At 67.5% G+C, this 25523-nt stretch carries 19 protein-coding genes, 1 tRNA gene and 1 pseudogene; 7 read left to right on the top strand and 14 right to left on the bottom strand.

Translation table 11 applies throughout. From position 1 onward, the window contains the following. Position 1 precedes the first annotated feature (1 nt). The gene (locus M4D77_RS17075) at positions 2-1018 is read right to left on the bottom strand and encodes a hypothetical protein (protein ID WP_065631427.1); all 1017 of its coding nucleotides are present in this window, start codon (positions 1016-1018) and stop codon (positions 2-4) included. Between the two features lie 329 nt (positions 1019-1347). Here M4D77_RS17075 and M4D77_RS17080 point away from each other — a divergent pair, with 329 nt between their 5' ends. Then, on the top strand, positions 1348-1641 hold the full coding sequence (locus M4D77_RS17080; protein WP_223258837.1) for a Mur ligase domain-containing protein: 294 nt from the start codon (positions 1348-1350) through the stop codon (positions 1639-1641). Positions 1642-1656: 15 nt separating this feature from the next. Beyond that, a complete protein-coding gene (locus M4D77_RS17085; protein ID WP_223258839.1) occupies positions 1657-2811 on the top strand; it encodes a Mur ligase family protein in 1155 nt (384 codons plus the stop codon). 8 nt (positions 2812-2819) lie between these two features. Here the strand turns inward: M4D77_RS17085 and M4D77_RS17090 are convergent, their stop codons facing one another. The 3 genes and pseudogenes from M4D77_RS17090 to M4D77_RS17100 all read right to left on the bottom strand — a co-directional run. Next, entirely contained in the window at positions 2820-4247 is a 1428-nt protein-coding gene (locus M4D77_RS17090) for a CHAD domain-containing protein (protein ID WP_259936779.1), read from the bottom strand. 89 nt (positions 4248-4336) lie between these two features. Continuing rightward, positions 4337-5233 (bottom strand): MBL fold metallo-hydrolase, encoded by an 897-nt coding sequence (locus tag M4D77_RS17095; RefSeq protein WP_068970182.1) that lies wholly within the window; start codon positions 5231-5233, stop codon positions 4337-4339. Between the two features lie 104 nt (positions 5234-5337). Then, positions 5338-5880, bottom strand: a pseudogene (locus M4D77_RS17100) (DUF6328 family protein); the annotation flags it as partial. A 359-nt stretch (positions 5881-6239) separates the two neighbouring features. Between M4D77_RS17100 and M4D77_RS17105 the strand changes: the two are divergent. Next, the gene (locus M4D77_RS17105) at positions 6240-7016 is read left to right on the top strand and encodes a DUF427 domain-containing protein (protein WP_065631423.1); all 777 of its coding nucleotides are present in this window, start codon (positions 6240-6242) and stop codon (positions 7014-7016) included. 31 nt (positions 7017-7047) lie between these two features. Here M4D77_RS17105 and M4D77_RS17110 read toward each other — a convergent pair whose 3' ends face one another. Together M4D77_RS17110 and M4D77_RS17115 are read right to left on the bottom strand one after the other, a co-directional pair. Beyond that, on the bottom strand, positions 7048-8367 hold the full coding sequence (locus tag M4D77_RS17110; protein WP_065631422.1) for a TerD family protein: 1320 nt from the start codon (positions 8365-8367) through the stop codon (positions 7048-7050). Between the two features lie 151 nt (positions 8368-8518). Continuing rightward, positions 8519-9757: a cytochrome P450 gene (locus M4D77_RS17115; RefSeq protein WP_065631449.1), complete on the bottom strand. Its 1239-nt coding sequence runs from the start codon at positions 9755-9757 to the stop codon at positions 8519-8521. Positions 9758-9893: 136 nt separating this feature from the next. Between M4D77_RS17115 and M4D77_RS17120 the strand changes: the two genes are divergently transcribed. Beyond that, positions 9894-11789 carry a glycoside hydrolase family 15 protein gene (locus M4D77_RS17120; protein ID WP_065631421.1) on the top strand — a complete coding sequence of 632 codons (1896 nt, stop codon included), beginning with the start codon at positions 9894-9896 and terminating at the stop codon, positions 11787-11789. Between the two features lie 75 nt (positions 11790-11864). On the opposite strand, the gene M4D77_RS17125 is transcribed toward M4D77_RS17120, so the two are convergent. Then, positions 11865-13265 (bottom strand): glucose-6-phosphate dehydrogenase (NADP(+)), encoded by a 1401-nt coding sequence (locus M4D77_RS17125; RefSeq protein ID WP_068970185.1) that lies wholly within the window; start codon positions 13263-13265, stop codon positions 11865-11867. Positions 13266-13372: 107 nt separating this feature from the next. Next, on the bottom strand, positions 13373-14476 hold the full coding sequence (locus M4D77_RS17130) for a hypothetical protein (RefSeq protein ID WP_068970186.1): 1104 nt from the start codon (positions 14474-14476) through the stop codon (positions 13373-13375). Between the two features lie 261 nt (positions 14477-14737). On the opposite strand from M4D77_RS17130, the gene clpB reads away from it, so the two are divergent. Beyond that, a complete protein-coding gene (gene clpB, locus M4D77_RS17135; RefSeq protein WP_068970187.1) occupies positions 14738-17290 on the top strand; it encodes an ATP-dependent chaperone ClpB in 2553 nt (850 codons plus the stop codon). A gap of 67 nt (positions 17291-17357) precedes the next feature. Here clpB and M4D77_RS17140 read toward each other — a convergent pair whose 3' ends face one another. Then, entirely contained in the window at positions 17358-17648 is a 291-nt protein-coding gene (locus M4D77_RS17140; protein WP_139115427.1) for a helix-turn-helix domain-containing protein, read from the bottom strand. 134 nt (positions 17649-17782) lie between these two features. On the opposite strand from M4D77_RS17140, the gene M4D77_RS17145 reads away from it, so the two are divergent. Continuing rightward, positions 17783-18784 carry a zinc-binding alcohol dehydrogenase family protein gene (locus M4D77_RS17145; protein WP_223258838.1) on the top strand — a complete coding sequence of 334 codons (1002 nt, stop codon included), beginning with the start codon at positions 17783-17785 and terminating at the stop codon, positions 18782-18784. Between the two features lie 24 nt (positions 18785-18808). Here the strand turns inward: M4D77_RS17145 and M4D77_RS17150 are convergent, their stop codons facing one another. The 5 genes from M4D77_RS17150 to M4D77_RS17170 form a co-directional block, all read right to left on the bottom strand. Next, positions 18809-20431, bottom strand: coding sequence for an HNH endonuclease signature motif containing protein (locus M4D77_RS17150; RefSeq protein WP_205333958.1), 1623 nt, complete (start codon positions 20429-20431; stop codon positions 18809-18811). Positions 20432-20633: 202 nt separating this feature from the next. Next, positions 20634-22427, bottom strand: a complete 1794-nt coding sequence (gene selB / locus M4D77_RS17155) for a selenocysteine-specific translation elongation factor (protein WP_068971197.1) — start codon at positions 22425-22427, stop codon at positions 20634-20636. A 10-nt stretch (positions 22428-22437) separates the two neighbouring features. Then, a complete protein-coding gene (gene selA, locus M4D77_RS17160; RefSeq protein ID WP_068971196.1) occupies positions 22438-23754 on the bottom strand; it encodes an L-seryl-tRNA(Sec) selenium transferase in 1317 nt (438 codons plus the stop codon). A gap of 138 nt (positions 23755-23892) precedes the next feature. After that, a tRNA-Sec gene (locus M4D77_RS17165) sits at positions 23893-23987 on the bottom strand. 33 nt (positions 23988-24020) lie between these two features. Further along, on the bottom strand, positions 24021-24311 hold the full coding sequence (locus tag M4D77_RS17170; RefSeq protein WP_137810378.1) for a hypothetical protein: 291 nt from the start codon (positions 24309-24311) through the stop codon (positions 24021-24023). Positions 24312-24382: 71 nt separating this feature from the next. On the opposite strand from M4D77_RS17170, the gene selD reads away from it, so the two are divergent. Continuing rightward, positions 24383-25372 (top strand): selenide, water dikinase SelD, encoded by a 990-nt coding sequence (selD, locus tag M4D77_RS17175; RefSeq protein ID WP_374100851.1) that lies wholly within the window; start codon positions 24383-24385, stop codon positions 25370-25372. Positions 25373-25523 lie beyond the last annotated feature (151 nt).

Consider the following 25523-nt stretch of genomic DNA (forward strand, 5'->3'; position numbering starts at 1 on the left):
ATCAGCTGTCGATGCCGACCAGGTCCTTGGCGATCTCGGCGAAGCGGATCTCGACCGCGGAGACCACGCGCTGGCGGTTCTTGTGCGCCTCCTCGTAGGCGAGGGTGACCCGCAGGTCGGCCGGCTTGGTCAACTCCTTGACCGCGGCCACCGCGTCGGTGACGTTGAGATCGACGTAGCCCTCGATCGGGAGGTCTTCCGCCTCAACGGTTCCGGTGATCTCGCGGAGCTGGTGGAGCGCGTCGGCGGCACCCTCGGCACCGCTGTCGCGAGCACTGTCCTCGACTGCCTCGAGGGCGGCGTCACGGCCGGCGGCCACGGTCTTCGAGACCGCGGCACCGGCGTTGCTGACGGCGTCACCGGCTCGCGAGGCGGTCTCGGTCGCGTCGTCGACTGCTCGTCCGAACCGGCTGCGCAGGGTCTCCACGGGGTCGGGGAGCTGGCGGGCGAACTCGGCGGTGCGGTCGATCGCCCACGATGCGCCGAGCGCCGGGGCGGTCAAGGCGCGCGCGGCGAGGCCGCTCGCCCACTGCGACGGGCCGCGACGCAGGGCGGCCGGGCCGCCGAGAGCCTCTTCGGCGAGAACCGTCGTGAGCCAGTGGACGGTCGCCGTGTGGGCGTCGATGAGCTTGTCGGCCAGGCCGACGAGTGCTTGGTCATCCTGACCGGTGGCCAGTGCCTTCAGGTACGTGGCGCGTGCCACGAGCCGCTGCTCTAGTGCGAGGTCGTCGAGCAGGGCCTCGTCCAGCGGTTGGGTCTGCTCGGCCAGCGTCTTGGCGACGGCACCGACACGGCCGAGTACCGGCCGGACGACATCGACGAGTCCGCCGCGGTCACGCAGGGCGGTCTCGATGGTGAGTGCGCGCTCGCGGGCGTTCTCGGCGTTCTGGGCCAGTTCCTTGCGGATCGCATCGGTACGGGCCTGGGCCTGCCGGGTCTCGGCGATCTGGATCTCGGTGTGCGTCAATGCGAGGATCGCGCGAAGTTGCTGGTGAACGGTGGTGGTGGAAACGGTCATCGGTTCTTGCTCCCCTCTTGAACGGGTTGGATCGGCTACACCCCGAGTGTTGCCACGACGAGGGCAGATGTAACACCCCGGTGTGAATCAACCAGTCGCGCCGACTCGAACACGTTGAGCCACAGCGGGTTCTACAGATTGTGAGCCGCGTCACAGCGGCCAATGCGGGCGTGCGCTATGACCGTTTGCCGAGATTTGTGTGGTATCGGGCCTGCGTCGGGCCGGCCGGACCGTACGTCGAGGTTTGGATTCGCCCTCGCCACGGGTACCTCGCGGCGATGGACCCGGAGCGGAGTGTTCGCCAGGCGGACCCCGACCTGGGATCCGGAGTGACGGTCGCGCAGATCGCCGACCACCTCGACACCGCCATCCTCGGCGACCTCACAGCCGGGTCGACGGTGGTCCGCGACATCGACGACGATTCCCGTACGATCCGTCCCGGAGACGCGTACCTGGCCATCCCGGGCCGCCGCTGGCACGGACTCGACTTCGAGCGCGACGTGGCCGCGGCCGGTGCCGTCCTCGTGATCAGCGACCGCCCGTCGTCGGTCCTGCCTTCTCTGGTCGTCGACGAACCTCGCCGCATCATGGGGCCGCTGACCTCGTGGTTCCACGGTGAATAGTCACGTGATCTGCGGATCTTCGGTGTCACCGGCACGAACGGCAAGACCAGCACGACCCACTTCGTCGATGCGGCCCTCGCGGCGACCGGGGAGGCGGGCGGGCTCATCTCCGGTGCGCGGGTCCGGGGCCCCGGGTACGACGTCGTCCCCGCCCGCACGACGCCGGAGGCGCCCATGCTGCAGCGGACCCTGGCGACCTTCCGACGCCACGGCGTCACCTGCTGCGCGATGGAGGTCTCCTCGCATGCGATCGATCAGGGAAGGGTCGACGGCACCGCATTCCGCGTGATGGCGTTCACCAACCTGTCCGACGACCATCTCGACTATCACGAGTCGATGGAGGGCTACTTCGCGACCAAGGCCGCGATGTTCACACCGGAGCGGACGCAGATCGCGGTGGTCGACATCGACGACCACTGGGGTGTGCGTCTGGCTGCCGGGACCACGACGGAGACCTGGACGTGCTCGACTCGACGCACGGACGCCGACGTCGTCGCCACCGATATCCGGGCCGGGCGTCTCGGCGCCGAGTTCACCGTCCACACGCCACACGGGCGATCCCGGGTCGGGCTGCAGGTGTTGGGGCCTCACCAGGTCGGCAACGCTCTACTGGCGCTCACCGCCGTGGTGGCAGACGGCGTCGACCTCGCCGCTGCGGCCGAGGGCGTCTCCTCGGTGACCGGCATCGCCGGACGGTGCGAACCCGTGCATGCCGGACAGCCGTATCGCGCGATCGTGGACTACATGCACAACACGGCGGGACAACACGCGATGTTCCCCTACCTGAGGTCGTTGACGGAGGACGGTCGGCTCATCGCCGTGGTCGGGGCAACCGGCGGACGCGATCCAGGGAAACGAGAACCACTGGGACAGGTCGCGGCGCGTTACGCGGACGTCGTGATCGTCACCGACGAGAGCCCCGAGGACGAGGACTCCGGCGAGATCAGGGCCAGTGTGCTGCGCGGCGCGCACCGGGAGGCGTCGGCGGTCGTCATCGAGGAACCCGACCGGCGGAGCGCATTCTCGACGGCCACGTCCATGGCCGGTGACCGCGACGTGGTCGTGGTCACCGGCCGGGGCAGCGACACCTTCCGCAGGTACGGGACCGAGACGTCGTTCTTCGACGATCACACCGAGTTACGGCGCGCGATCCTCGACACGTCGAGCTGAACGGGCGATCACTTCTTTCCGGACAGAACGGCGTCGCGGGCCGCGGCGGCCGCGTGGAGCTCGCGCTGATACAGGATGCCGTAGGTGAAACCGTTCTCTCCCTTGCGGATTCCCGCGGCGGCGCCCAGTTCCCGCAGGGCGCGGGCGGCAACGGCGGCATCCTGGTGTTCCCCCAGGACGGTCTGGATCTTCTTGTAGCGCTTGGCCTGCGCACGACCGATCGACCCGACGACGGGCGTGGCCAGCTCACCGGCGTAACGGGCGCGCTTGGCCGCCTTGCGCGCCCGATGCAGATCCTCCTCGTGCCCGGAGGCGAGGGCTTGCTTCAACCGCTTGTCCGCCTTGCGCGCCGCGCGGGTGGCGATCTGACGGACCTGCTTCTTCGAGATCTGGTCATCGACGAGCGGGACTGCCTCGTTCCAGGTCGTGAGGGTCGACAGCAGCCGGCGATACCGGTCCGCTGTCATCTCGGCGGCGACGTTCTCGCGATGGTGGTGCTGCTGAGCGGAGAGTTCCTCCTCGATCCGCGCCGCAACCGGTCCGAGCACGAGCTCGTCGGGCAGTTCGGCGAGGGCGGTGGCGAATCGTGCGCGCAGGACCTCCCGGTCGCGCACCTCGCCGAGAACCCCTGCGAACCACCGCAGTTCGTCGTCGAGTCTCACGAGGCCGCTCGGCTCGAACAGCGGTGCCGCGGTCCGCAGCGTGCTCCGGAGACGGCGGATGGCGACGCGAACGCCGTGCACCGGGTTCTCACCGCGACGCAGCGCGACATCGCCGGCGAAGATGGTCGCGATCTGCTCGTGGACGTAGTCCAGTGCGGCGGCAGCGGCCGGCGACGCCGATCCGGCTCGGTGCGGTGCCTCGTGACCGATGGCGCGCTCGTACGTCGACGACGCCGACGCCGGACGCGCGCCGGCCCCGACCATCCGTTTGCGTACACCCTTGGGCACCGCATCCTTCGACGCGGAGCGCACCGCGACCTCGCGCCAGGACGTGGCGGTGGCGACCGGGCCGGTGGCGGTGGCGGAGACGGTGTCGTCGATCACCTCGTAGTCGGTCTCACCGTTCGCGTCGAGATGGCGGTGGCGGGTTCGGTGCGTGTGGACGATCGCCGCGACGCGAAGCGGTTTGCCGCCGCTCAGCCCCCAGAGGGCATCGGCAATCGTCGGCGGGACGGCCGTCGAGGGGGCGTCGATTCGTTCGGTGATGGCCTCAGCGGGGGAGGGGGTGACGACCCGCCAGCCGGCCGGACGCTCGTCCCCGTCGACGTAGACGACCGTGGTGCCGTGCGCGAGGAGGTCCCGGTCCTCGGTGTCGTAGTACGTGTCGCTGAAATCCGTCGACGTGATCTCGACGTCGCCGGGGTCTCCGAGGTCGGGGATGGCGCTGTCCAGACCGAAATCCCAGGTGTCTGCGCGGGTGGTGTCGGTGTGCACTACTCGCTCCTCACTCTCGCTGTGTCGCTGACACACCGAGGGTGTCCGAACCGGACATTCGGTAAACGTCGCGGAGCGGGACGACCGCCCTACGAGCGGTGGTAGACGCCGTCCTCGGAACGCGTGACCTGGCCGTGGCGCACGAGCCGTTCGAGGTGGAGTTCGGCTGTCCGTTTCTCCACCGCGTCGACGAAGGGCAGCTGGACATGCGGGCGATACACCAGCCGCTCGGTGGCGATCCCCTCGACCGTGAGTGGGCGGCGCAGCAACTCCAGCAGGCGTTCCTCGCGTCGATGGATGACGGCCTCGTAGTCGGCGAGACGTGATCGGAATTCGTCGGCGCCGGTGACCACGCCCTTCTGATGGAAGGTGCCGTACCAGCGGGCATCGATGTCGCGTACTCGCGCAATCGACGCGAGATAGTCGTCTACGCTGCTCCCCAGGTCGCCGTACATCGGTCCGAACGAGGTGAGGTCGATGTCGGCGAGATAGAGAAAGCCCGTGGGTTCGACGAGGATGCCGGAATGCCCGGCGGTGTGCCCGGGCAGGTGGACGACCGTCGCGGTGACCCCGCCGAGTTCGAAGGCGTGTCCGTCCTCGACCCCGGCGGCCTCGGGGAAGCCGGACGTCAACCGGAAGGTGTCGCCGATCTGGGCGTCGACGCCGGCCCTCTCCTCGTCGGTCAGTCCGTAGTTGTCGAGAAGGACCTGCAGGGATCGCACGCCATCGACGTCGGCGTGATGGGCGAACTTGTCCGCGGAGAAGTACCGGAGGCCGGCGATGTGGTCCTCGTGTGCGTGACTGATCATCACCGCGTCGGGTTGCACCGGGTCGTGGTCGACCTCGAGGGAGGGATCGACCACCAGGGTCCCGGCGGAGCCGCGGACCACGACCGTGTTGCCGTAAGGAAACGCACCGCCATGCGCCGACGCGAGCACGGTCACCTGGTCGAAGTGTTCTTCGATGAAACTCGGCGCGAGGGTCACGTCGTCTGCGTACCGCGGCGGGGGAATGCTGTCAACGGCAGGGTTCTTCGATGAAACTCGGCGCGAGGGTCACGTCGTCTGCGTACCGCGGCGGGGGAATGCTGTCAACGGCAGGGTTCGTCGACGGACTCCCGTGCGCCGGTCACCGCGCGGATCCACAGCGGCACGATCAGCCACGCAAGGGAGAACGCCATGAGGGTGACGATGCGCGCGACCGCCGACGGAATCGGCCCGGCGGTCGCTCCGTAGACGACGGTGATCGCACCGGACAGCGCCAGGCCGAGCAGGGTGAGGCCGGCGAAAGACAGGTAGTGCGCGTAGGTGACGATCAGTGCGAGCTGGTGCTGACGGAACATGGCCCGGTGCAGCGCCACGGGCGCCGCCGGGGAGATCGCGGCGCCCACGGCACACGACACCGTGATCAGGTAGATCACTCGCAACGTGCCGCCGAGCTCTTCGAAACCGTCATGGAAGGGCAGGGTCAGCAGGAACCCGGTCAGGATCTGCACGCCGGTCTGGACGACCCGGAGCTCCTGCAGGAGCGAATTCCAATTGCGATCCAGCCGTTGGGTTTCCGTCTCGTCGCGTTGGGCGTGATTCCACGCGGCGTCGTCGGCGCCGGGTCCGGTGCGGTGGGTGTCCGACGGCTGGTCATCTGCTCATCGTCGCACCGGTTGGTCTCGCCGAGCCGTGCGGCGGAGTCTCGACGCGGTTACTGCTAGGGCGTGTTTACGGCGTCGTCACCAGATGTCCGCCCACGACGGACGGTCGGGCACGTCGATCGTGCGCGGTCTGTCCCCGCCCATGACGTCGGTCCCTACCGGGGGGCGTCGGCTCCGAGATTCTCGTCCAGCTGACGATGGCCGAAGGGCATATTGCCCTTCCACGGAGCTGAGGTGGACGAATCTCCGCTACCCACCGAACGGTTGACCGAGCACCACCGGCGAACTGCGGAAAGCCCGATCTGGCCTGGCGCGCGCGGCGTGACCGGAGGACCATCGGTCACATGGCCACGTCGATGGATGAGTTCACGATGTCCCAGCTGGGATCACTGCGCTGGGCGGACATGCGGCGACGGGTGCGCGCGCTGGTCGACGGAGAAGTCGTCGTCGACTCGACGAGGGCCATCCAGGTCTGGGAGCCCTACCGGGTCGTCGGATGCTATGCGGTGCCCGTCTCCGATGTCGTTGCGCCGCTGAGCGATGCACAGACAGTCGACGCCGCCGACGACCACGGACCGATCCTGACACCGGTCGACCCCTTCGCAGTGCACACTACGCCCGGTACGACCTTCGACCTCGTGGCCGGCGGACGGACGCTGGCCGGCGCCGCGTTCCGTCCGGACGATGCCGATCTCGCCGGCCACGTCCTGCTGGACTGGTCGGGCTTCGACGAGTGGCGCGAAGAGGAACAGACGGCGGTCGGTCATCCGCACGATCCGTTCCAGCGCATCGACTGCCTCGACACCGGCAGACATGTGGTGGTGACGGTGGGAGGATCGGTCCTGGCGGACAGCCGACGCCCGACCCTGCTGCTCGAAACCCACCTGCCGCCCCGACACTATCTGCCGCGCGAGGACGTCCGTACGGATCTGCTCGTGCCGTCGGACACGGTCACGGTCTGCGCGTACAAGGGCGAGGCAACCTACTGGTCGGCGGTCGTCGGCGACGAGGTCATCCCTGATGTGGCATGGACCTACACCGATCCGCTCACCGACGCCGAGCCCGTCCGGGACCTCATCTGCTTCTACGACGAGCGGGTCGATCTGACCGTCGAAAGGTGAACAGCCGAAACCGAATCGGTCCTCTCGACGGTCAGAGTTCACCGTCGTAGCGGTCCAGACCGGACCCGCTGTTCTTCTTGCTGCGTCCGGTCGGCGCCTCCTTGGCGCTGCGCACCCACTTCCCGGTGCGGTCGAGCGTGGGCATCCGCTCGGAGAAGAACTTGCTGTAGCGGGTCGTTCCGTCGACCTTCAACACACCGTCCTGCACGTCGATGTGTGCGACCGTCGCCCAGAACGAGTTCTTGCCGTTGCCGACATGGATGAGGATCTCGTCGCTGTCCGGCCCGGGCAGACCGTCCTTGCCCGGTCTGCCGTATCGAATCGCCACTCTGGGCCTGCCGAACTTGTCGATCGCGCCGGCTCCGTTGTCGACGGATTGGTAGACGTTGACGAGGAGATCGCCGTTCTCCTTCGGCAGGACCGTGACCTGCTCGACGGCGGGCTTGTTGCCTCGCCCTGGACCGCGGCTGTCCCCGTGGTGCTCGATGAAGGGCCAACTCCGCAAATCGCCGCGATGCGCCTTCTCGCCACTGATGACCACGTACCGATGAGCGACCTCGTCACGGCAGAAGAAGTACACGTCGAGGTCACCCTTGCCGTACTTCGTCACCCGACCGTCGGCCCCGTACTCCGCGCCCCGTCCGTCCCACTCGAGGCCCACGGTGAGAACCCAGTCCGACGACCCTTTGCGCAGGTCGATCGACGCGGTCTTGTCGCGGGAGTCCTTCGTGATGGAGACCTTGACCTTCGAAAGATTGGCCGGCGGTGCTGCCGAAACCTCCTGCGGCGACTCCGGAACCTGCTGCGGCACAGCGTTCACCGGGGCGCCGGTTGTTGAAGCGGTGGTCTCGGGCGGTTGTTCCGGTGCGTCGTCGACGGTGATCCCGAAGTCGGTGGCGAATGCCGCCAGCCCCTGGCTGTAGCCCTGCCCGATCGCGTCGAGCTTCCACTGTCCGTTCCGGCGGTAGAACCCCACCAGCTGCAGGACGGTCTCGGTTCCGGGATCCGGTGGCGTGAACGTCCACGTGCCCGAACCCGAGATGGTCGCCGTCAGCGAGCCGATCTGCTCGAATGTCTTGTGCTGCGCCTCGGTACTCGCCGCGACGACGATCCGTTCGACGTCGGCGGGCACCGACGTCAGGTCGACTGCACACGAACTCGGCCCTCGGAGCCGGACTCCGGAGGAACTCGGGTTGTTGAAGAAGATCAGGTCGTCGTCGGTGCGGACCTTGTCGGCGGCCGTCAGGAGCACGGCGATGAGATCGACGTCGCCGGGCCACGCGCTCGCGATCTCGACGAGGTGCGCGGTCGTACTCAGGGTGGTCTTGGAGCCCTTCGTGAGCTCGTGCACAACTACTCCTCGAGATGGTGGCCGGACAGTCCCGATGGTAAGCGAGGTGCCGCCCCCTGGCGCATCGCCGACCGATCGGGATCCCGGTCTGTCGACTGTCGGAATGACGCTCCGCCACAACGCTTGTCCGGTGCGCGAATCCGAGGACAGCTCAGCGCAGTGAATACCTGATCGGCAGGTGCTTGAGACCGCCGACGAACACTGTTGCGGCCAGTTCTGGCGTCCCGGCCAGTTCGATGGAGTCGAGCCGCGGGATCAGTTCGGCGAAGAAGCTCCGCATCTCCATCCGGGCCAGAGCGGCGCCGAGACAGAAGTGGACGCCGTAGCCGAACGACAGATGCTTGTTGGGGAACCGGCCGATGTCGAAGGTGAACGGGTCGTCGAAGACCTCCTCGTCCCGATTGCCCGACGTGTAGGCGAGATAGACGGATTCGCCCTTGGCGATGGGCACACCTCGCACCGAGGTGTCCTCGGCAGCGGTGCGCATGAACTCCTTGACCGGTGTGGTCCACCGGATCATCTCCTCGACCGCGGTCCCCACGAGTTCGGGCTCGCGTCGAAGTCGTTCGAGTTCACCGGGGTTCTCGATCAGCGCCCGGAGGCCGCCGGAGATGGCGTCCTTGGTGGTGTCGTGCCCGGCGCTGGCCACGATCACGTAGTACGACGCGGTGTCGACGTCGGACAGGGGCTCGCCGTCGATGAGGCCGTTGGCGATGGCGGACGCCAGGTCGTCCGTGGGGTGCGCGCGGCGTGATGCGGTGAGTTCGCTGAAGTAGGCGAAGAAGTCCAGCAGTGTCGCCATCCGCTCCTCGAGCGTTGCTCCGCGCCGGTATTCGACGTCGTCGGCGCCGAACAACTCCTGCGTGAGCTGATGCATCCGCGGGAAGTCCTCCTCGGGGAGGCCCAGCAGCGACAGGATCACATACAGCGGGAAGCCGACCGCGATCTCCTCGACGAAGTCGCACTCGGGTCCGATGTCGCGCATCCTGTCGACGTAGCGCTTCGCGAGCTCGTCGACGCGGGTCTGTAGGTCGCGCAGGGCTTTCGGACGAAACCAGTCGGCGCCGATGGCGCGGACCTTGCGGTGGTGCGGGTCGTCCATGTGGATCAGGGTGCGCAGTCCGGCACCGGACTCCAGCTGAGCACGTGCCACATCGTCGGCGGCGGCGGTGGTCAACACCGGACGCGGTTCGCTCAGCCACAGGTTGTTGTCGCGCTCGATGTCCATGATGTCGGCGTGCTTGGTGATCGCGAAGAACGGCCGGTAGGGGCCGTGGTCGACACGCGGTACCGGATTGTGTGCCCGCAGGTGGGCCATCGCGGCGTTCAGTCGCGGCTCGTCGGCGTAGGCCTTGGCGTCGGCGAAGACGTTGGCGGCGTCGTCGGTCATGCTCGTGTCCACGCTGCTTGTCGGCACCGTTGTCCTTCCGTCGAGGGTCGATCGCTGTCGAGTGTCCGGTATCGGCGGGTTTCAGACCGGCGTATTGGGGAACCCGGTCGCCCATCCGAGATCAGGCAGGCACCGAATGGCCGGCATGAGCACCCCTTCCGAATCAGGCGAGGACGCGGCTGCGACGGCTCGATGCGACGGCGCGACGACGGCCGACGCCACCGGTGACTATCTGCCGATCGCCGACCACGGTGTCATCGGGGACCTGCGTACCGCGGCCGTCGTGGGAGTCGACGGGCGGATCGACTGGTTCTGTTGTCCGCGGTTCGACTCGCCGAGTGTGTTCGGTTCGTTGCTCGACGCCCGCCGCGGCGGTGCCTGGACCGTGGAACCCATCGACGGAGAGGTCACCACGCGGCAGTTCTACCTCCCCGACTCCAACGTGCTCGTCACCCGCTTCCTGAGCGAGGACGGCGTCGCCGAGGTCCAGGACCTCATGCCGATCGCGCGCCCGCACGATCCTGAACATCGCACGCGGATCATCCGTCGGGTCTCCTGCGTGCGCGGCTCCGTGGAGTTCCGCGTGACGGTTGCGCCGCGGTTCGATTACGGGCGCCAGGCGCACACCGTCGTCGTCGAGGACGAACGCCGACTCCGTTTCGAGACCGACGATCTGGTGCTGCATCTCGCGTCGACGATCGATGTCGACACCGTCGACGACCGGGATGCACAGGCCCACTTCACCGTCGAGACCGGTCAGTGCGTGACGTTCGTCCTCGCCCCCGACCCCATCGGGTCGGAAGTGCTCGACCACGACAGTTCTCCCGCGGTCGTCGCCGCGACGGTCGCATTCTGGCAGGACTGGGTCTCGCGCTCCTCCTACACGGGCCGATGGCGGGAGATGGTGCACCGGTCGGCGCTCACGCTCAAACTGCTCACGCACGAACCGTCGGGGGCGGTGGTGTCCGCGGTGACCGCCGCGCTTCCCGAAGAGATCGGCGGCGAACGGAACTGGGATTACCGCTACGTGTGGATCCGCGATGCCGCCTTCACGCTCTACGCGCTACTGCGGCTGGGTTTCACCGACGAGGCGGGCGCCTTCATGGACTGGCTGACCTGCCGGTTCGACGATGGCGCCGATGAAGCGGGGGATCTGGGGCCGCTGCGGTTGATGTACACCGTCGACGGGGATCCGCCGCCGAAGGAGACCGAACTCGACCACTGGGAGGGTTACCGTCAGACCTCGCCGGTATTGGTCGGAAACGCCGCCGCCGACCAGCTCCAGCTGGACATCTACGGCGAGCTCATCGACTCGGTGTACTTGTACAACAAGTACGGACCGGGGATCTCCTATGGGTCCTGGACGCATCTGTGCACGGTGGCCGGATGGCTCGTCGACAACTGGGATCGTCCGGACCAGAGCATCTGGGAGGTGCGGAGCAAGCCGCAGGACTACGTCTACTCGCGAGTGATGTCGTGGGTGGCCCTCGAGCGGATGATCCGGATGAGTCGGCAGCGCGGTCTACCGGGCGACGTCGCCGGTTGGATGAAGGCCCGCGACGACATCTTCCTGCAGATCATGGAGCGGGGCTGGAACGATGACGTGGGGGCCTTCGTCCAGACGCTCGACTCCGATCGGCTCGACGCCGCGCTGTTGCTCATCCCCGCCGTGAAGTTGTTGTCGCCCACCGATGATCGGTTCCTCCGCACGCTCGAGCGGATCGAGGAAGAACTGGTGAGCGACTCCCTGGTGTTCCGGTACGACACCGACGGCGGGCACGACGGGCTCGACGGTGCCGAGGGGACGTTCTCCCTGTGCTCGTTCTGGTATGTCGAAGCACTCACCCGGGTCGGCCGCCTGGCCGACGCCCGGCTGGCGCTGGAGAAGATGTTCACCCACGCCAATCACCTCGGCCTCTATGCCGAGCAGGTCGGACTCACCGGCGAACAACTCGGCAACATGCCGCAGGCGTTCACCCACCTCGCACTCATCAGCGCGGCCATCAATCTCGATAGACGGCTTGGTGATTGAACTGAGCGCCACGGGATCCGGTTGCGCTTTGTGCCGGTAACCGGGACAAACCACAACCGGATCTCATGTCCGCGTTCAGATCCAGCCGGACCCGCCGCACAGGTCGTCGGCGGCCGCGGGGCCGGTCGATCCAGCCGCATACGGTTGCGGCGCCGGCGGATTCGCCAGCACCGGTGCGGCCACCTCCCACACATGCGCGAGGCCGTCGGGTCGGGTGAACAGCGACCGATCGCCGCGCAGCACGTCGACGATGAGTCGGGCATAGGGCGACAGGCCGTCGGCCACCTTGTCGAGCTGTTCGGTCATGTGGGCGACGGAGAGGTCGGTGCCCGAACCGGGTTCCTTGACGGTGACCGCCAGATCGATGGCACCATCGCCGGCCAGATCGAAGGTCAGCACGGTGCCGTCCTCAGGGGTATCGGTCAGCGGACCGTCGGCGGGGGAGCGGAACACGAGGCTGAGTCGCTGGGAGCTGTGGTCGAGCATCTTGCCGGTCCGCAGCAGGAACGGGACGCCGTGCCAGCGGTTGGTGTCGACCCACAGGCGGACTGCCGCGAACGTCTCGGTGGTGGAGTCCGCGGGGATGCCGTCGGTGTCGCGGTACCCCTCGTACTGGCCGAAGACCACCTCGGTGGGGTCCAGCGGCCGGAACGCCGCGATGACCGACTCCCGCGCGTCGAGCAGGTCGTCGGCGCCGAGCGACACCGGGGGTTCCATCGCGACTTCGGCCGCCACCTGGAACAGGTGGGTGACGATCATGTCCAGGAATGCGCCGGTGGCGTCGTAGAAGGCGGCGCGGTCGGCGATGTCGAGGGTCTCCGGGACGTCGATCTGGACTTCTGCCACGTGTTCGCGGTTCCACACCCCCGAGAACAACCCGTTGGCAAAACGGAGGACGTGAAGGTTCTGGGTGCTCTCCTTCCCCAGAAAGTGGTCGATCCGGTAGATCTGCTTCTCGTCCAGGGATTCGTGGACCGCCTTGTCGAGAGTCCGGAAGCCGTCGGGGGACGTACCGAACGGCTTCTCGTAGACGACTCGGGATCCCTTCGCAAGATCGTGCGCGGCAATGGCTTTCGTGTAGTCGACGAAGGTGGTCGGTGGGAGGGCCAGATAGTGGACCAGTTGAGCACCGTCGCCGACGGCGTCACGGGCCGCGTCGATCACCTCTGGCAGACGGCCGGGGTCGTCGACGGTGAACCCGCCGCCGGCGAAGCGGATGGTCTCGGCGAACGCTTCCCATTCGTCCGATGACACCGACCCGTCCGGACCGAACTCCTCGATCGCGTCCTTCACATGTTGCCGGAATTCATCGTCGGTCCGGTCGCCGCGTCCGTTGCCGATCAGCTGCCATCCGTCGGGGAGCAGGTCTCGCCGGTGGAGTTCGTACAGCGACGGCAGGACCATCCGCTTGGCGAGGTCGCCCGTCGACCCGAAGAGGATGAAGATCACCGGCCCGGTGGAGTTGTCTGTGGTCACTCAATCCATATTGCGCGAACAGATGTGCAGAGTGCGGGATGTGTGCTGGATTCCGTTACCGATCGCGCACTGTGGACGTCAGCGGATCCCTGCGCCGCCGGCCAAGTCTAGTCCTGCGGAGGTCCTGGCAGGGGGAGCGCAGATACCACGGCAGGGCGTAACGCGACGGGAACGACGTACCTGTCGCCCTCGAGCGTCAGCCAGCCTTCTTCGATGTACAACTCGAGCCGACGATGGATTGCCTCGACGAGGAACTCGCTGAGTCCGAGTTTGGGGACCCAGGCGTTGATCTCGGCGATACTCAGCGGTGAATCGCCGAGTCCGCTAATGACCACGCCGATCAAGGACGACGAGAAGTCGATGTCGGGGTTGTATTCCCGAGGAAAGCCGGACCGAACCCATGCGGTGAGACCCACCCGCAGCACGTCGATCCGGGGCTCGTCCCGCCACAGATGGGCGGCGCGCCCGGGACGTGCGCTCGAGGTATTGGCTTCGACGATATCGAGGGCCTGGGCAAAGCCCCACAGGTGATGTAACGACGCGACGTCGCTCATGCTCTTGACGTGAGCGGGGAAGTCGATGTCGAGTCGGCGGGCGAGGTCGCGGGCCTCGGCCGGTTTGAGCCACCGACTCTGCGTGGTGGGGCGGTGCGGACCCAGCCAGTCCAACAGCTCGGTGACCCGCCGGACGGGCTGTGTGTCCAGGAGGGCAGCGCGTTCGGTGGCCTCGTCGACTTCCTCGATTGTCGTGGTCCGTAACTCGAGCCCGGAGGCAAGGGCAAACTGCTCGGCGGCATAGGCCGATACGGATTCGGTGCTGAGCCACATGCCGGTCTCGACCAGGTAGCGGCGCAGCGTCTCGATCGCGATGGCGAGCGGTTTGGCGTCCTGCTGCTGGTTCGACTCGATGTGGTTGAGCATCGACACCATGGTGTCGACGTCGTCGGTAGTCCAGGAGAGCGGATCGAAACCGGGGTTCGTCTGCCCGACGGCGTCGAGCACGATGAACGCGTACGCCCCGATGTGGGTGACAGCTTCCTCGTCGCCGGGGAAGACCTCATCGCGGAGCCACGACTTGAATGATTCGGGAGCAACGTGTCGCCTTGCTGTGCCGAAAAGCGGTACCACGTTGGAGTGGTTGCCACTGCCGGAGTCGTGTTTGCGCTTACGTTGGGCGCGGCGCTTCTTCTTGTCGCGTGAAAGCTGTGACATCGGGCTCAAGAATAGGCGCCCGACTTGTGCGTCGTTCAATACTGCGGATCGGTTTGTCGCGTTCCGGAGAGTCTGTGGCGTCGGGTCCCGAGCCTGGACGGCTGTGAGGGCGGGGGATCGCCAACCCCCGACATCCTGGAGCAAGTGGTCTATGTCACAGAAACTTCAGGCTTGAGCGGAATGCACTCAACTATGTTGGCGTTGTAGACCGCGTATGGCTCATACTTGAGCCTGTTGGACTTAAGAGAAAGGTGCACGCGAGTGGACAGCTTCACCCCCACCACCAAGACGCAGCAAGCATTGAGTTCTGCTGTGCAGGCGGCGGCCAGTGCTGGCAACCCCGACGTGCGACCGGCCCACATCCTCGTGGCACTGCTCAATCAGTCCGACGGCATCGCGTCGCCGCTGCTCAAGGCAGTGGGCGTGGACCCGTCGAGCGTTCGTGCGCAGGCCCAGGCTCTGGTCGATCGCATGCCGACGGTGTCCGGCGCCAGCTCGACGCCTCAACTATCCCGCGAATCGATCGCGGCCGTCACCGCAGCTCAGCAGCTGGCCGGTGAGCTCGACGACGAGTACGTCTCGACCGAGCACGTCGTCGTCGGCCTGGCGACCGGTGATTCCGACATCGCCAAACTGCTGCACAACCTCGGTGCGACTCCGCAGGCTCTGCGCGAGGCGTTCGTCGCCGTGCGCGGCAGCGCACGGGTCACCTCCGAGGATCCCGAATCGACCTACCAGGCTCTCGAGAAGTACTCGACCGACCTGACCGCGGCCGCCCGCGAGGGCAAGCTCGACCCGGTCATCGGCCGCGACACCGAGATCCGGCGCGTCGTGCAGGTGCTCAGCCGGCGGACCAAGAACAACCCGGTCCTCATCGGTGAGCCCGGCGTCGGCAAGACCGCCATCGTCGAAGGTCTCGCGCAGCGCATCGTCGCCGGCGACGTGCCGGAGTCGTTGCGCAACAAGACCGTCATCTCCCTCGACATGGGTTCGATGGTCGCCGGTGCGAAGTACCGCGGCGAGTTCGAGGAGCGGCTCAAGGCCGTGCTCGACGAGATCAAGGGGTCGGCCGGACAGGTCATCACCTTCATCGACGAGCTGCACACGATCGTCGGAGCCGGTGCGACAGGCGATTCCGCGATGGACGCCGGCAACATGATCAAGCCGATGCTCGCCCGTGGTGAGCTGCGGCTGGTCGGTGCCACCACCCTCGAGGAGTACCGCAAGTACATCGAGAAGGACGCCGCACTAGAGCGTCGCTTCCAGCAGGTGTACGTCGGCGAGCCGTCGGTCGAAGACGCCATCGGCATCCTCCGCGGCCTGAAGGACCGGTACGAGGTGCACCACGGCGTGCGCATCACCGACTCCGCATTGGTCGCTGCCGCATCGCTTTCCGATCGCTACATCACCTCGCGCTTCCTGCCCGACAAGGCCATCGACCTCGTCGACGAGGCCGCGTCGCGGTTGCGGATGGAGATCGACTCGCGCCCCGTCGAGATCGACGAGGTCGAGCGGATCGTCCGCCGTCTCGAAGTCGAGGAGGTCGCCTTGCAGAAGGAGACCGACGCGGCGTCGAAGGAGCGGCTCGAGAAGCTCCGCGCCGAGCTGGCCGACCAGAAGGAGAAGCTCAACGAGCTCTCCGCCCGGTGGCAGTCGGAGAAGACCGCGATCGACGCGGTCCGAGACCTCAAAGAGGAGCTGGAAAGGCTTCGCGGCGAGGCTGATCGCGCGGAGCGCGACGGTGATCTCGGACGCGCCGCCGAGCTGCGGTACGGTCGCGTCCCCGGACTGGAGAAGGAGCTCGAGGCCGCGATCGAGAAGACCGGCACGGATCCTTCTCAGGACGTGATGCTGCAGGAGGAGGTCGGACCCGACGACGTGGCCCAGGTCGTGTCGGCGTGGACCGGAATCCCGGCCGGACGCATGCTCGAAGGCGAGACCGCCAAGCTGCTGCGCATGGAAGAGGAACTGGGACACCGGGTCATCGGTCAGAAGGATGCGGTGCAGGCGGTGTCCGACGCGGTGCGTCGTGCCCGCGCCGGTGTCGCGGACCCGAACCGGCCGCTCGGCTCGTTCATGTTCCTCGGCCCCACCGGTGTCGGTAAGACCGAGCTGGCCAAGGCGCTCGCCGAGTTCCTGTTCGACGACGAGCGGGCGATGGTCCGCATCGACATGAGCGAGTACGGCGAGAAGCACAGCGTGGCAAGGCTCGTCGGTGCTCCGCCCGGTTACGTCGGGTACGAGGCCGGCGGCCAGCTGACCGAGGCGGTGAGGCGTCGTCCGTACACGGTGGTCCTGTTCGACGAGATCGAGAAGGCTCACCCGGACGTGTTCGACGTGCTGCTGCAGGTACTGGACGAAGGTCGACTGACCGACGGTCAGGGCCGGACGGTGGACTTCCGCAACACCATCCTGATCCTCACCTCGAACCTCGGTGCGGGGGGCGACAAGGATCACGTCATGATGGCGGTGCGGTCGGCGTTCAAGCCGGAGTTCATCAACCGTCTCGACGACGTGGTGATCTTCGACGCCCTGAGCCCGGAGGAACTGGTGTCGATCGTCGACATCCAGCTCGACCAGCTCAAGAAGCGCCTCGCGCAGCGTCGCCTCGACCTCGAGGTGTCGACCAAGGCCAAGGAATGGCTGGGCGCACGCGGATTCGACCCGCTGTACGGTGCTCGCCCGCTGCGCCGCCTGGTGCAGCAGGCCATCGGTGACCAGCTCGCCAAGCAGCTGCTCGCCGGCGACATCCGCGACGGTGACGTCGTGCCGGTCAACGTCAGTGCCGACGGAGAGTCGTTGGTACTCGGCTGAGTTCGTGACTGACAAGTGAATGACAAAGGGACCCATCCTTCGGGATGGGTCCCTTTGTCTGCGCCGGCTACGGATGTGGGAAGCGGTCGAGGTTGTCCTCTACCCACAGGCGCAGTGCGTCCAGCGGCCCGGCGGCGTCCACCCCGAGTTCCGTCAGTTCGTATTCGACGTGCAGCGGGACCGCCGGATAGACGGTGCGGGTGAGCATCCCGGCTGTCTCCAACCGACGCAGAGTCGCCGTGAGGACTTTGGGGCTGATCCCGTCCAGCCGCACGCGGAGCTCTCCGAACCGCATCGGTCGATCGCGGAGGGCGCCGATGACCAGGGCGCTCCACTTGTCGGCGAGAAGGTCGAGCATCCCTCGGCAGGGACACGACGCAGAGTAGGCGTCTCCGCGATGGGACGGTAGTGACATGGCGCTGGCCTCGATGCTTTCTATTGGATACTAGGAGCCCTTGCGGGTAACTGGGGTCGTGGGGATACCTTAGCGCCATGACACGAGAGATGACAGCCCTGGTCGCGGTCGCTGCGAACTCCGTCGAGGACCCGAGCGCGTTCGCCGAGACGACAATGCCGGTGCCGGCCCCCCGTCCGCACGATCTCCTCGTCGAGGTCCGCGCGGTCTCGGTCAACCCGGTGGACACCAAAGTGCGTGCAGGCCTGCGTGACTCCGATCCGCCGCGTGTTCTGGGATTCGACGCGGCGGGGATTGTCGTCGGGATCGGCGACGAGGTGTCGAGGTTTGCCGTCGGGGACGAGGTCTACTACGCCGGTTCGATCGATCGGCCGGGAACGAATGCCGAGTTCCATCTTGTCGATGAGCGGATCGTCGGGCGCAAACCGTCGTCCCTCGACTTCGGCGCGGCTGCCGCACTGCCGTTGACCACGATCACTGCCTGGGAGTCGTTGTTCGAGAAGCTGCGGGTCAATTCCGCGGACTCGGGAACGATCGTCGTGGTGGCGGGTGCCGGGGGCGTCGGCTCGATGGTCATTCAGTTGTCCCGGACCCTGACTGATCTCACCGTGATCGCAACCGCGTCACGGCCTGAGTCGCAGGAATGGGCGCGAGGACTCGGTGCCCACCACGTCGTCGACCCGAGACGCCTGCGCGAGGACGTGCGGGCATACGCTCCGCGCGGTGTGGACTACATCTTCTCGCCCCACTCGGACGGAAATGTCGAGTCCTATGCCGACATCATGGGTGTACACGGTCAGGTCGTCGCCATTGACGAGCCCGAAGGTCTCGATACCCTCCCGCTGAAGCAGAAGAGCCAGAGTTGGCATTGGGAGTTGATGTTCTCCAAGCCGTTGTTCGCACCGGAAGACGACTCACAACACGAGATCCTCGGCCGGGTCGCCGAACTCGTCGACGCCGGCAAGATTCGCAGCACTGTCAACCGTGAACTGGCTGGTTTCACGATCGAGAATCTTCGTACAGCGCACCGAGTCTCCGAATCCGGAGGGGCGATCGGCAAGGTGGTCCTCACGCGCTGACCACCGCGGATGAGCCGGCGAACTTCACGAGGTGGCGAGTAACTCCATGAGGTGTGCTTCGACGAGGGAGGGCCGGGGCGTGCGTGGTCCGGGTCGGGGTGGTCGGACGTCGATGACGTGGCTGGTTTTCAGCCATGAGCGGCGCGCGTCATGTGGGCGTGGCTCGTCGCCGGACGTGGTGCGTCCGTGGATCTCTCGCCGCACCTGTGCCAGGTGGGCCTGCAACCGCTTGGGTATGTCGGGTCGGCGGTTGATGTATTCGGGGTTGGGCGGTGCGCCGGGTTCGACGTTGAGTCGCCAGGCGCAGCGGCCTTCGTCTGGCCCGGACCGGACGATCCGGGTGGTGTACTGGCCGGGTTGGTCGCCGACCATGCGGTTGTGGCGGGGACAGGCCGGTGCGAGGTCATCGATGTCGGTGAGTCCGCCCTTGGCCCAGTCTCGTTCGGCGTGATGAAGCTCGACCTGGGTGGCGGGCTGATCGCACCCGGGAGCCGAGCACACCTCGCCGTCGGGTCGGGCGAAGGAGACCAGGCGTTGTTCGCGGGTGGCGAGGCGTTTGCCCCGTCCGAAGTGCAGGGGGACGGTGGTGGCGTCTTTGAAGATCGCGAGCCAGGGTTGCATGTCGGCGGCCATCGCGATCAAGTCCCGGATGGGCAGCAGGGTTCCGGTGGCGGTGGTGGCGAGTCCGGCTTCGCGGGTCAGGTCGGAGAGGTCGGCTTTGATGATCAGTTGCACGGGCAGGCCTCGGTGCGAGGTTCCCAGTGTTCCGTCGGCGAAGCCTGCGGCCAGTGCGGCGTCGAGGGCGTCGTGATTGGTCTGGGCGAGAGTGCGGCCGTCGCGGTCGGCTGCCGAGGCCAGGGCGTCGGGGTCGGCGGTGCCGGCCGGTCCGCGAGGCGACTGCGGGTCGTCGGGGTTGTTGAGTCCGGGTTTGCCCCAGACGGCGAACATCATCGTCAGCCGGGCGACGAGTTCGGGTGTCAGGGTGCCCGATATCTTGGCGGTGCCGTCGGCGCGTTGCCGACCGATCCACAGGCCGCGGCGTCGTTTCTGGTCGGTGTCGTCGGCCAGGGTGCCGTCGGGGTCGAGATGGGCGAGCAGCCGCGCGCCGAGCCGGGTGATCTCGGCAGGCGTGTGGGCTTCGGCGATTTCGGCCATCTGTCGTTCAGCGGCGACCTTGATGTCGTGGTCGATGGTGCCCGGGATGCGGTCGAGGACGTCCAATGCGGCCTGGACGTGCGCGGTGCCGACCGTGCCTTGTGCGAACGCTTCGGCGAGACAGGGGTATTCGGGTGGGAGGACCTCGCCGCCGAGGCTGGTCCGGTGGGCGGTGGCGTCCATATGCTTACGGCGGCGCATCGGGTTCGACACTCGTAGCCGGTGGGTCATGAACTGCATCAGGGTGCGGCAGCCGGCCTTGCGTGGCAGGTCGCGGGCGACGGCCTGATCGATCTGCCGGTCCCCGGCGACGGTCAGACGAGCGATGGCGCGTTCGGTCTCCGCGGCCACCTCAGCGAGTTCGGCATCGGTACACGGCGACAGATCCACGGTCTGCAATTTGTCGAGGGTGCGGTGGAGATCGGCCACCAACTCAACGGCACGCGGTTGCGGCGCTGTCGAGTCGCCACCGACGTGTGCGGTGCTGGGCATGACGGTCACCTCCTCCGAGAACCGTTGCTGCGAATGTAGGTTCGAGTGTACACCAATCCAGACGTGCGGCAAGGCCAAACATACTGCTGTGCAATGCTATTCGTTGATGTCGACTTGTCGGTGTCGTGTGGTAGGGGCCTCGGACGGAAGCTCTTCCCGCGATTCACACGGCGACCTGTACGACAGGACCACCGCCCGTTGCTCAGCGCACGACCTCCCGGTGCCCGGCGTCAAGACGGCGGGTCCAACCGCGGGCGTCGAGGTACTCCAGTAGCGGAATGACCACGCGCCGAGTGGTTCCGAGCGCCTGACGAGCGGCGCTGGTGGTGAACGGCTGATCGAGCGAGGCGAGGATGCGCATCGCCAGGGCGGGGGCGGTCGGCAACAGCACGACACCGTCGCGCAAACGGAGAATTCGGCCCGTGCGCTCGGCGGCGGCGAGTTCTCGGGCGCCCAAGCCGAGTGCGGTGAGGTCATCGGCCTCGGGTGCACGGAACGGGTGGTCGGCGAGCCGGCGCTCCAGTGCGCTGACCGCGTCGTCGGCATCACCCAGGGAGGGCTTGTGACCCGGGATTGCCAGGTGCCCGTCGGACGATGACAGCCCGGCTTCCGAGATGACGGTCGCCAGCAGCGTCGTGTCCGGGAGCCCGAGCAGCGCGGGTGCGCCGGCCGCAGAGAGCCCGGCCGACAACGGGTCCCGTTGATGTAGTTCGCGGACGGCGGCGTGAAGCCGTTCCGCCCAGGCGGTGAGGGAGGTTTCGGCGACCCACCACTCGCCGATCACTCGTACGCCGTGGGGAGCGGGCTCGGCGTCGTCGACCAGGCCGAGTCGCGTCAGATCGGTGACGCGCATCGCGCCACGCCGATGCACTTCTTCGGCGGCCCCGGCGCCGTCGGACATGGCCGCCAGCGAGGCAGCGCGCCGTGTTGCGTCGCCGCGCCGGGTCAGCGCCGGGGGATCGGGGTGCAGCACGACGCCACCGCCAACAATCCGTTGGCCGGGATCCCGGAGCACCACCCGATCGCCCCGCGACATCGGCACGGCACGGGCGAGGGTCACACGCGCGTGGTCGCCGTCGAAGGGGCGCAACCGAACCGGTAGCGCCGCTGTGCCGATGTGTGCGACGAGGTGTTCCGGTGCCTCCTCGAAGGACATGCCGCTCACGCGCCGGACATCGGCGACTGCGGAGGTGTGCCAGGCTCCGGGCGTCACGAGTGCGTCGCCGCGCGAGACGTCGTCGACGCCGACGCCGCGCAGATTGATCGCGACTCGGCTGACCGGGCCGGCGCTGGTGAGAGTTGCACCCTCGCTCTGCAATCCACGGACATCGAGTCGCCGGCGGCCGTCAACCGTGAGCAGGTCCAGGGTGTCGCCGACCGAGATGGTCCCGGCGGATAGGGTGCCGGTGACGACGGTGCCGGCGCCGGTGCGGGTGAAGACCCGGTCGATCCAGAACCGGACACGCCCCGAGGTCGACGGCGGTGATGTCCCGGCCAAGACGGCGTCGAGCCGTGTGCGCAGTTCGTCGATTCCGACGCGATCGGGCGCCGACACCACGACCGCCGGCGCATCGGAAAGGCCGGTGCGGCTGAGGCGATCACGCGACAGATCGATCACTTCACGAACGCGGTCGGGCGAGGCCCGGTCGGCTCGGGTGATGACCAGCAGCCCGTACTCGATGCCGAGGGCGGCGACGGCATCACGGTGGTCGTCGGACTGGGCGCTCCATCCCTCGTCCGCGGCGACGACGAACAGGACGACGGGCGCCGGGCCCAGGCCGGCCAGCATGTTCGGGATGAACCGCTCGTGGCCGGGGACGTCGACGAAGGCCACGTCGGCACCGGAAGGCAGTGTGGTCCAGGCGAAACCGAGGTCGATCGTCAGCCCGCGGCGTCGTTCCTCCTCCCATCGGTCCGGCTCGATCCCGGTCAGAGCACGCACCAGTGTGGACTTCCCGTGGTCCACGTGTCCGGCGGTGGCCACCACGTACTTCACGAGCGCGACTTCACGACGCGCCCAGAGCCTGTCGGATCGCGGCGAGTACCCGCACGTCGTCGGCTTCGGGAACGCAGCGCAGGTCCACCAGACACGCGTCGTCGTGAACGCGGGGTAGGACGGCCGGATCGCCGACGCGTAGGCGGGCGGCCGTTGCGACCGGAAGCCGCACCGCCCACCCCGGCAGCGGCACGCCGGGTGCGCCACCGCCACCCACCCGTCCGTCATGGGCGACGATCGGGAATCCGACTGCCGTGCCCAGGGATTCGGTACGCACGCGAAGTCTGTCGGGATCGGCGTGGAGGTATTCCCAGACGGGGGGTCGTGGCCCGCCGACGGTTGCCTCCATCGCAGCCAGTGCCAGCTTGTCCGCGCGAACGGCCCGTGCGAGTGGGTGTTTCGCGAGACGCTGAACGAGCGCTCCATCGCCGAGGAGGAGTCCGGCCTGTGGTCCGCCCAGGAGTTTGTCGCCGCTGGCGATGACGAGGTCGGCGCCGGATTCGAGTGTCGTGGTGGCGTCGGGTTCGTCGGGCAGCAGCGGGTCGGGTTGCAGGAGTCCGCTGCCGATGTCGGCGACGACGGGCACGCCGTGCGCCCGGGCGAGGCCGCGCAGCTCGGAGAGCGATGTCTCGCTGGTGAAGCCCTCGACCCGGAAGTTGCTCGGATGCACCTTGAGAATTGCTCCGACGTCGTCGTCGGTGAGGGCGTCGGCGTAGTCGCGTGCGTGGGTGCGGTTGGTGGTGCCGACCTCGTGTAACCGGGCGCCTGTCGACGCGATCAGTTCGGTGAGCCGGAAACCTGCGCCGATCTCGATCATCTCGCCACGACTGATGACGACTGCACGCCCGGCCGCCAGCGCGGTCGTCGCCAGTACCAATGCGGCCGCACCGTTGTTGACCATCAGCGCGTCTTCCGCTGCGGGACAGGCTCGTAGGAGAGCGCTGCGGGTGGCCGCCCCGCGCTTCGACCGGGTGCCGGACTCGAGATCGAGTTCCACGTCGACGTAACCCGACGCCGCGCCGACGGCGTCGAGCGCCGCGGGTGACAGCGGTGCCCGCCCGAGGTTCGTGTGCACGACGACCCCGGTGGCGTTGAGCACGGGGCGGATCGACGAGGCATACGACGCGCTGACCGATTCCACGACGATCCGCTCGACGTCATCCGGTGGCGTCTCGCCGCGGCGGGCCGCGTCCTGGGCCTGGCGAATGATGTCGCGAATCGCTGTGTCGCCCAGTCGTGCACGCGCCGCGGACACCGCGGGCAGGGCCAACAGTGCGTCGGTTCGCGGAATTCGACGGCGCGGATCGGTGACGGGGGGCTTCGACACGGCTCCTCGCTTCGCTCGTCACCGGCTCAGCCGGCGGGGGGTGGGCTCTCGCTTCGCTCGTCTCCGGCTCAGCCGGCGGGGGTGGCTCTCGCTTCGCTCGTCACCGGCTCAGCCGGCGGGGGTCACGGTCGACCCCCCTGGCGGAGGCGGACGGGAATCGAACCCGCCAGGCCGAGATACTCGACCTCCTCGGTTTTGAAGACCGGGGAGCCCACCAGGACCCATACGCCTCCACGCGGTCCCAACCTATCCGACGTGCGGCCGGGTCAGTCCTGCCGGTGCGGCCAGTTGCCCTCGGTGATGAGTTCCTCGAAGTGGCGGATCAACTTCGGGTTGAGATCGTCATCGACGGCACGCTCAAAATCGCCGTCCCACTTCGCAAACCACTCCTCGTCGCGCTTCATCAGGAAGATGGGCCAGCCGTGGGTGATATCGAGTTCGTCGGCGTACAGGTCGGTCGACCCGTCCTCCCGCATGTACCAGTAGTGGTGACCGGATTCCCAGAACGCCTGCAGCTCGCCGGCCGTGACGTAGTACTCGCCGTCTGCTTGCCTCATGAGCCCGATGGTAGCGATCGCCGGAGGACAGCATCGGAGATTACCGGAGGGCTACCCTCGACACGGTGACCGTGCGAAGCGAGACACCCATCCGACTGACCGGCTACGCCCACGGTGGTGGATGCGCGTGCAAGATCCCGCCGGGCGAGCTCGAGCAGGCGGTCGCGGGACTCACCGGCCAGGTCGGCGACGACATCATCGTCGGACTCGACGACGGCGACGACGCCGCGGCAGTGCGTATCCGCGACGACGTCGCGGTGCTCTCCACCGCCGACTTCTTCACCCCGGTCGTCGACGATCCGTACGACTGGGGCCGCATCGCCGCGGCCAACGCGCTGTCGGACATCTATGCCATGGGCGGCACCCCCGTCGTCGCCATCAACCTGGTCGGCTGGCCGCGGGAGGTGCTGCCGATGGAGCTGATGACCGAGGTGCTGCGCGGCGGTCTCGACGTCGGGGCGCAGGCCGCCTGTCCGGTGATCGGCGGGCACACCATCGACGATCCGGAACCGAAGTACGGCATGGCGGTGACAGGGGTGGCCGAACCCGGCCGGTTGTTGCGCAACGACGCGGCCGAGCCGGGGCTGCCGATCACCCTGACCAAACCGATCGGGGTCGGACTGTTGAACAACCGGCACAAGCAGACCGGCGAGGTGTTCGACGAGGCGATCGCCCTGATGACGACGCTCAATCGCGATGCGTCGAGCGCCGCGGTCGCGGCCGGCGTCCGCGCGGCGACCGACGTGACCGGCTTCGGCCTGCTCGGGCATCTGCACAAACTGTGCCGCGCGTCGGGGGTCGGCGCGGTAGTCGACCGCGCTTCGGTGCCCGCGGTCGACGGGGCGGCGCAGGCACTTCGGGACGGTTTCGTGTCCGGGGGTACCCGCCGCAATCTCGACTGGGTGCGTCCGCACCTCACGGTCGGTTCCGGTGTCGCCGAGGACGACCTGCTGTTCCTCGCGGACGCACAGACCTCGGGCGGGCTGCTCGTGGTCGGCGAGGTCCCGGGCTACCCGGTGATCGGCGAGACGGTGGCGGGCTTCGGGATCACGGTGCGCTGACCCTTCGTGGCTCGTCGCTTGCGCTCCTCGCACCTCAGGGAGCAGGGGTTATGCGCCTCTTTCGGATTAGGGAGCGGTGGGGTCGCCGAGACGGTTGCGGGGATGGGTATCCGGGTTCGCTGACTCGGTCGCCAAGACCCTTCGTGACGCG

The sequence above is a fragment of the Gordonia sp. p3-SID1431 genome (assembly GCF_025143765.1).
Classification (GTDB): domain Bacteria; phylum Actinomycetota; class Actinomycetes; order Mycobacteriales; family Mycobacteriaceae; genus Gordonia; species Gordonia hongkongensis.

Bases quoted from the DNA above. Each gene is read 5' to 3' on its own strand.
- M4D77_RS17130 (WP_068970186.1), bottom strand. From the start codon at position 14,476: ATGTCACAGCTTTCACGCGACAAGAAGAAGCGCCGCGCCCAACGTAAG.
- M4D77_RS17170 (WP_137810378.1), bottom strand. From the start codon at position 24,311: ATGAGGCAAGCAGACGGCGAGTACTACGTCACGGCCGGCGAGCTGCAG.
- M4D77_RS17075 (WP_065631427.1), bottom strand. From the start codon at position 1,018: ATGACCGTTTCCACCACCACCGTTCACCAGCAACTTCGCGCGATCCTC.
- M4D77_RS17115 (WP_065631449.1), bottom strand. From the start codon at position 9,757: ATGACCGACGACGCCGCCAACGTCTTCGCCGACGCCAAGGCCTACGCC.
- M4D77_RS17150 (WP_205333958.1), bottom strand. From the start codon at position 20,431: ATGCCCAGCACCGCACACGTCGGTGGCGACTCGACAGCGCCGCAACCG.
- M4D77_RS17120 (WP_065631421.1), top strand. From the start codon at position 9,894: ATGGCCGGCATGAGCACCCCTTCCGAATCAGGCGAGGACGCGGCTGCG.
- M4D77_RS17105 (WP_065631423.1), top strand. From the start codon at position 6,240: ATGGCCACGTCGATGGATGAGTTCACGATGTCCCAGCTGGGATCACTG.
- M4D77_RS17145 (WP_223258838.1), top strand. From the start codon at position 17,783: ATGACACGAGAGATGACAGCCCTGGTCGCGGTCGCTGCGAACTCCGTC.
- M4D77_RS17140 (WP_139115427.1), bottom strand. From the start codon at position 17,648: ATGCTCGACCTTCTCGCCGACAAGTGGAGCGCCCTGGTCATCGGCGCC.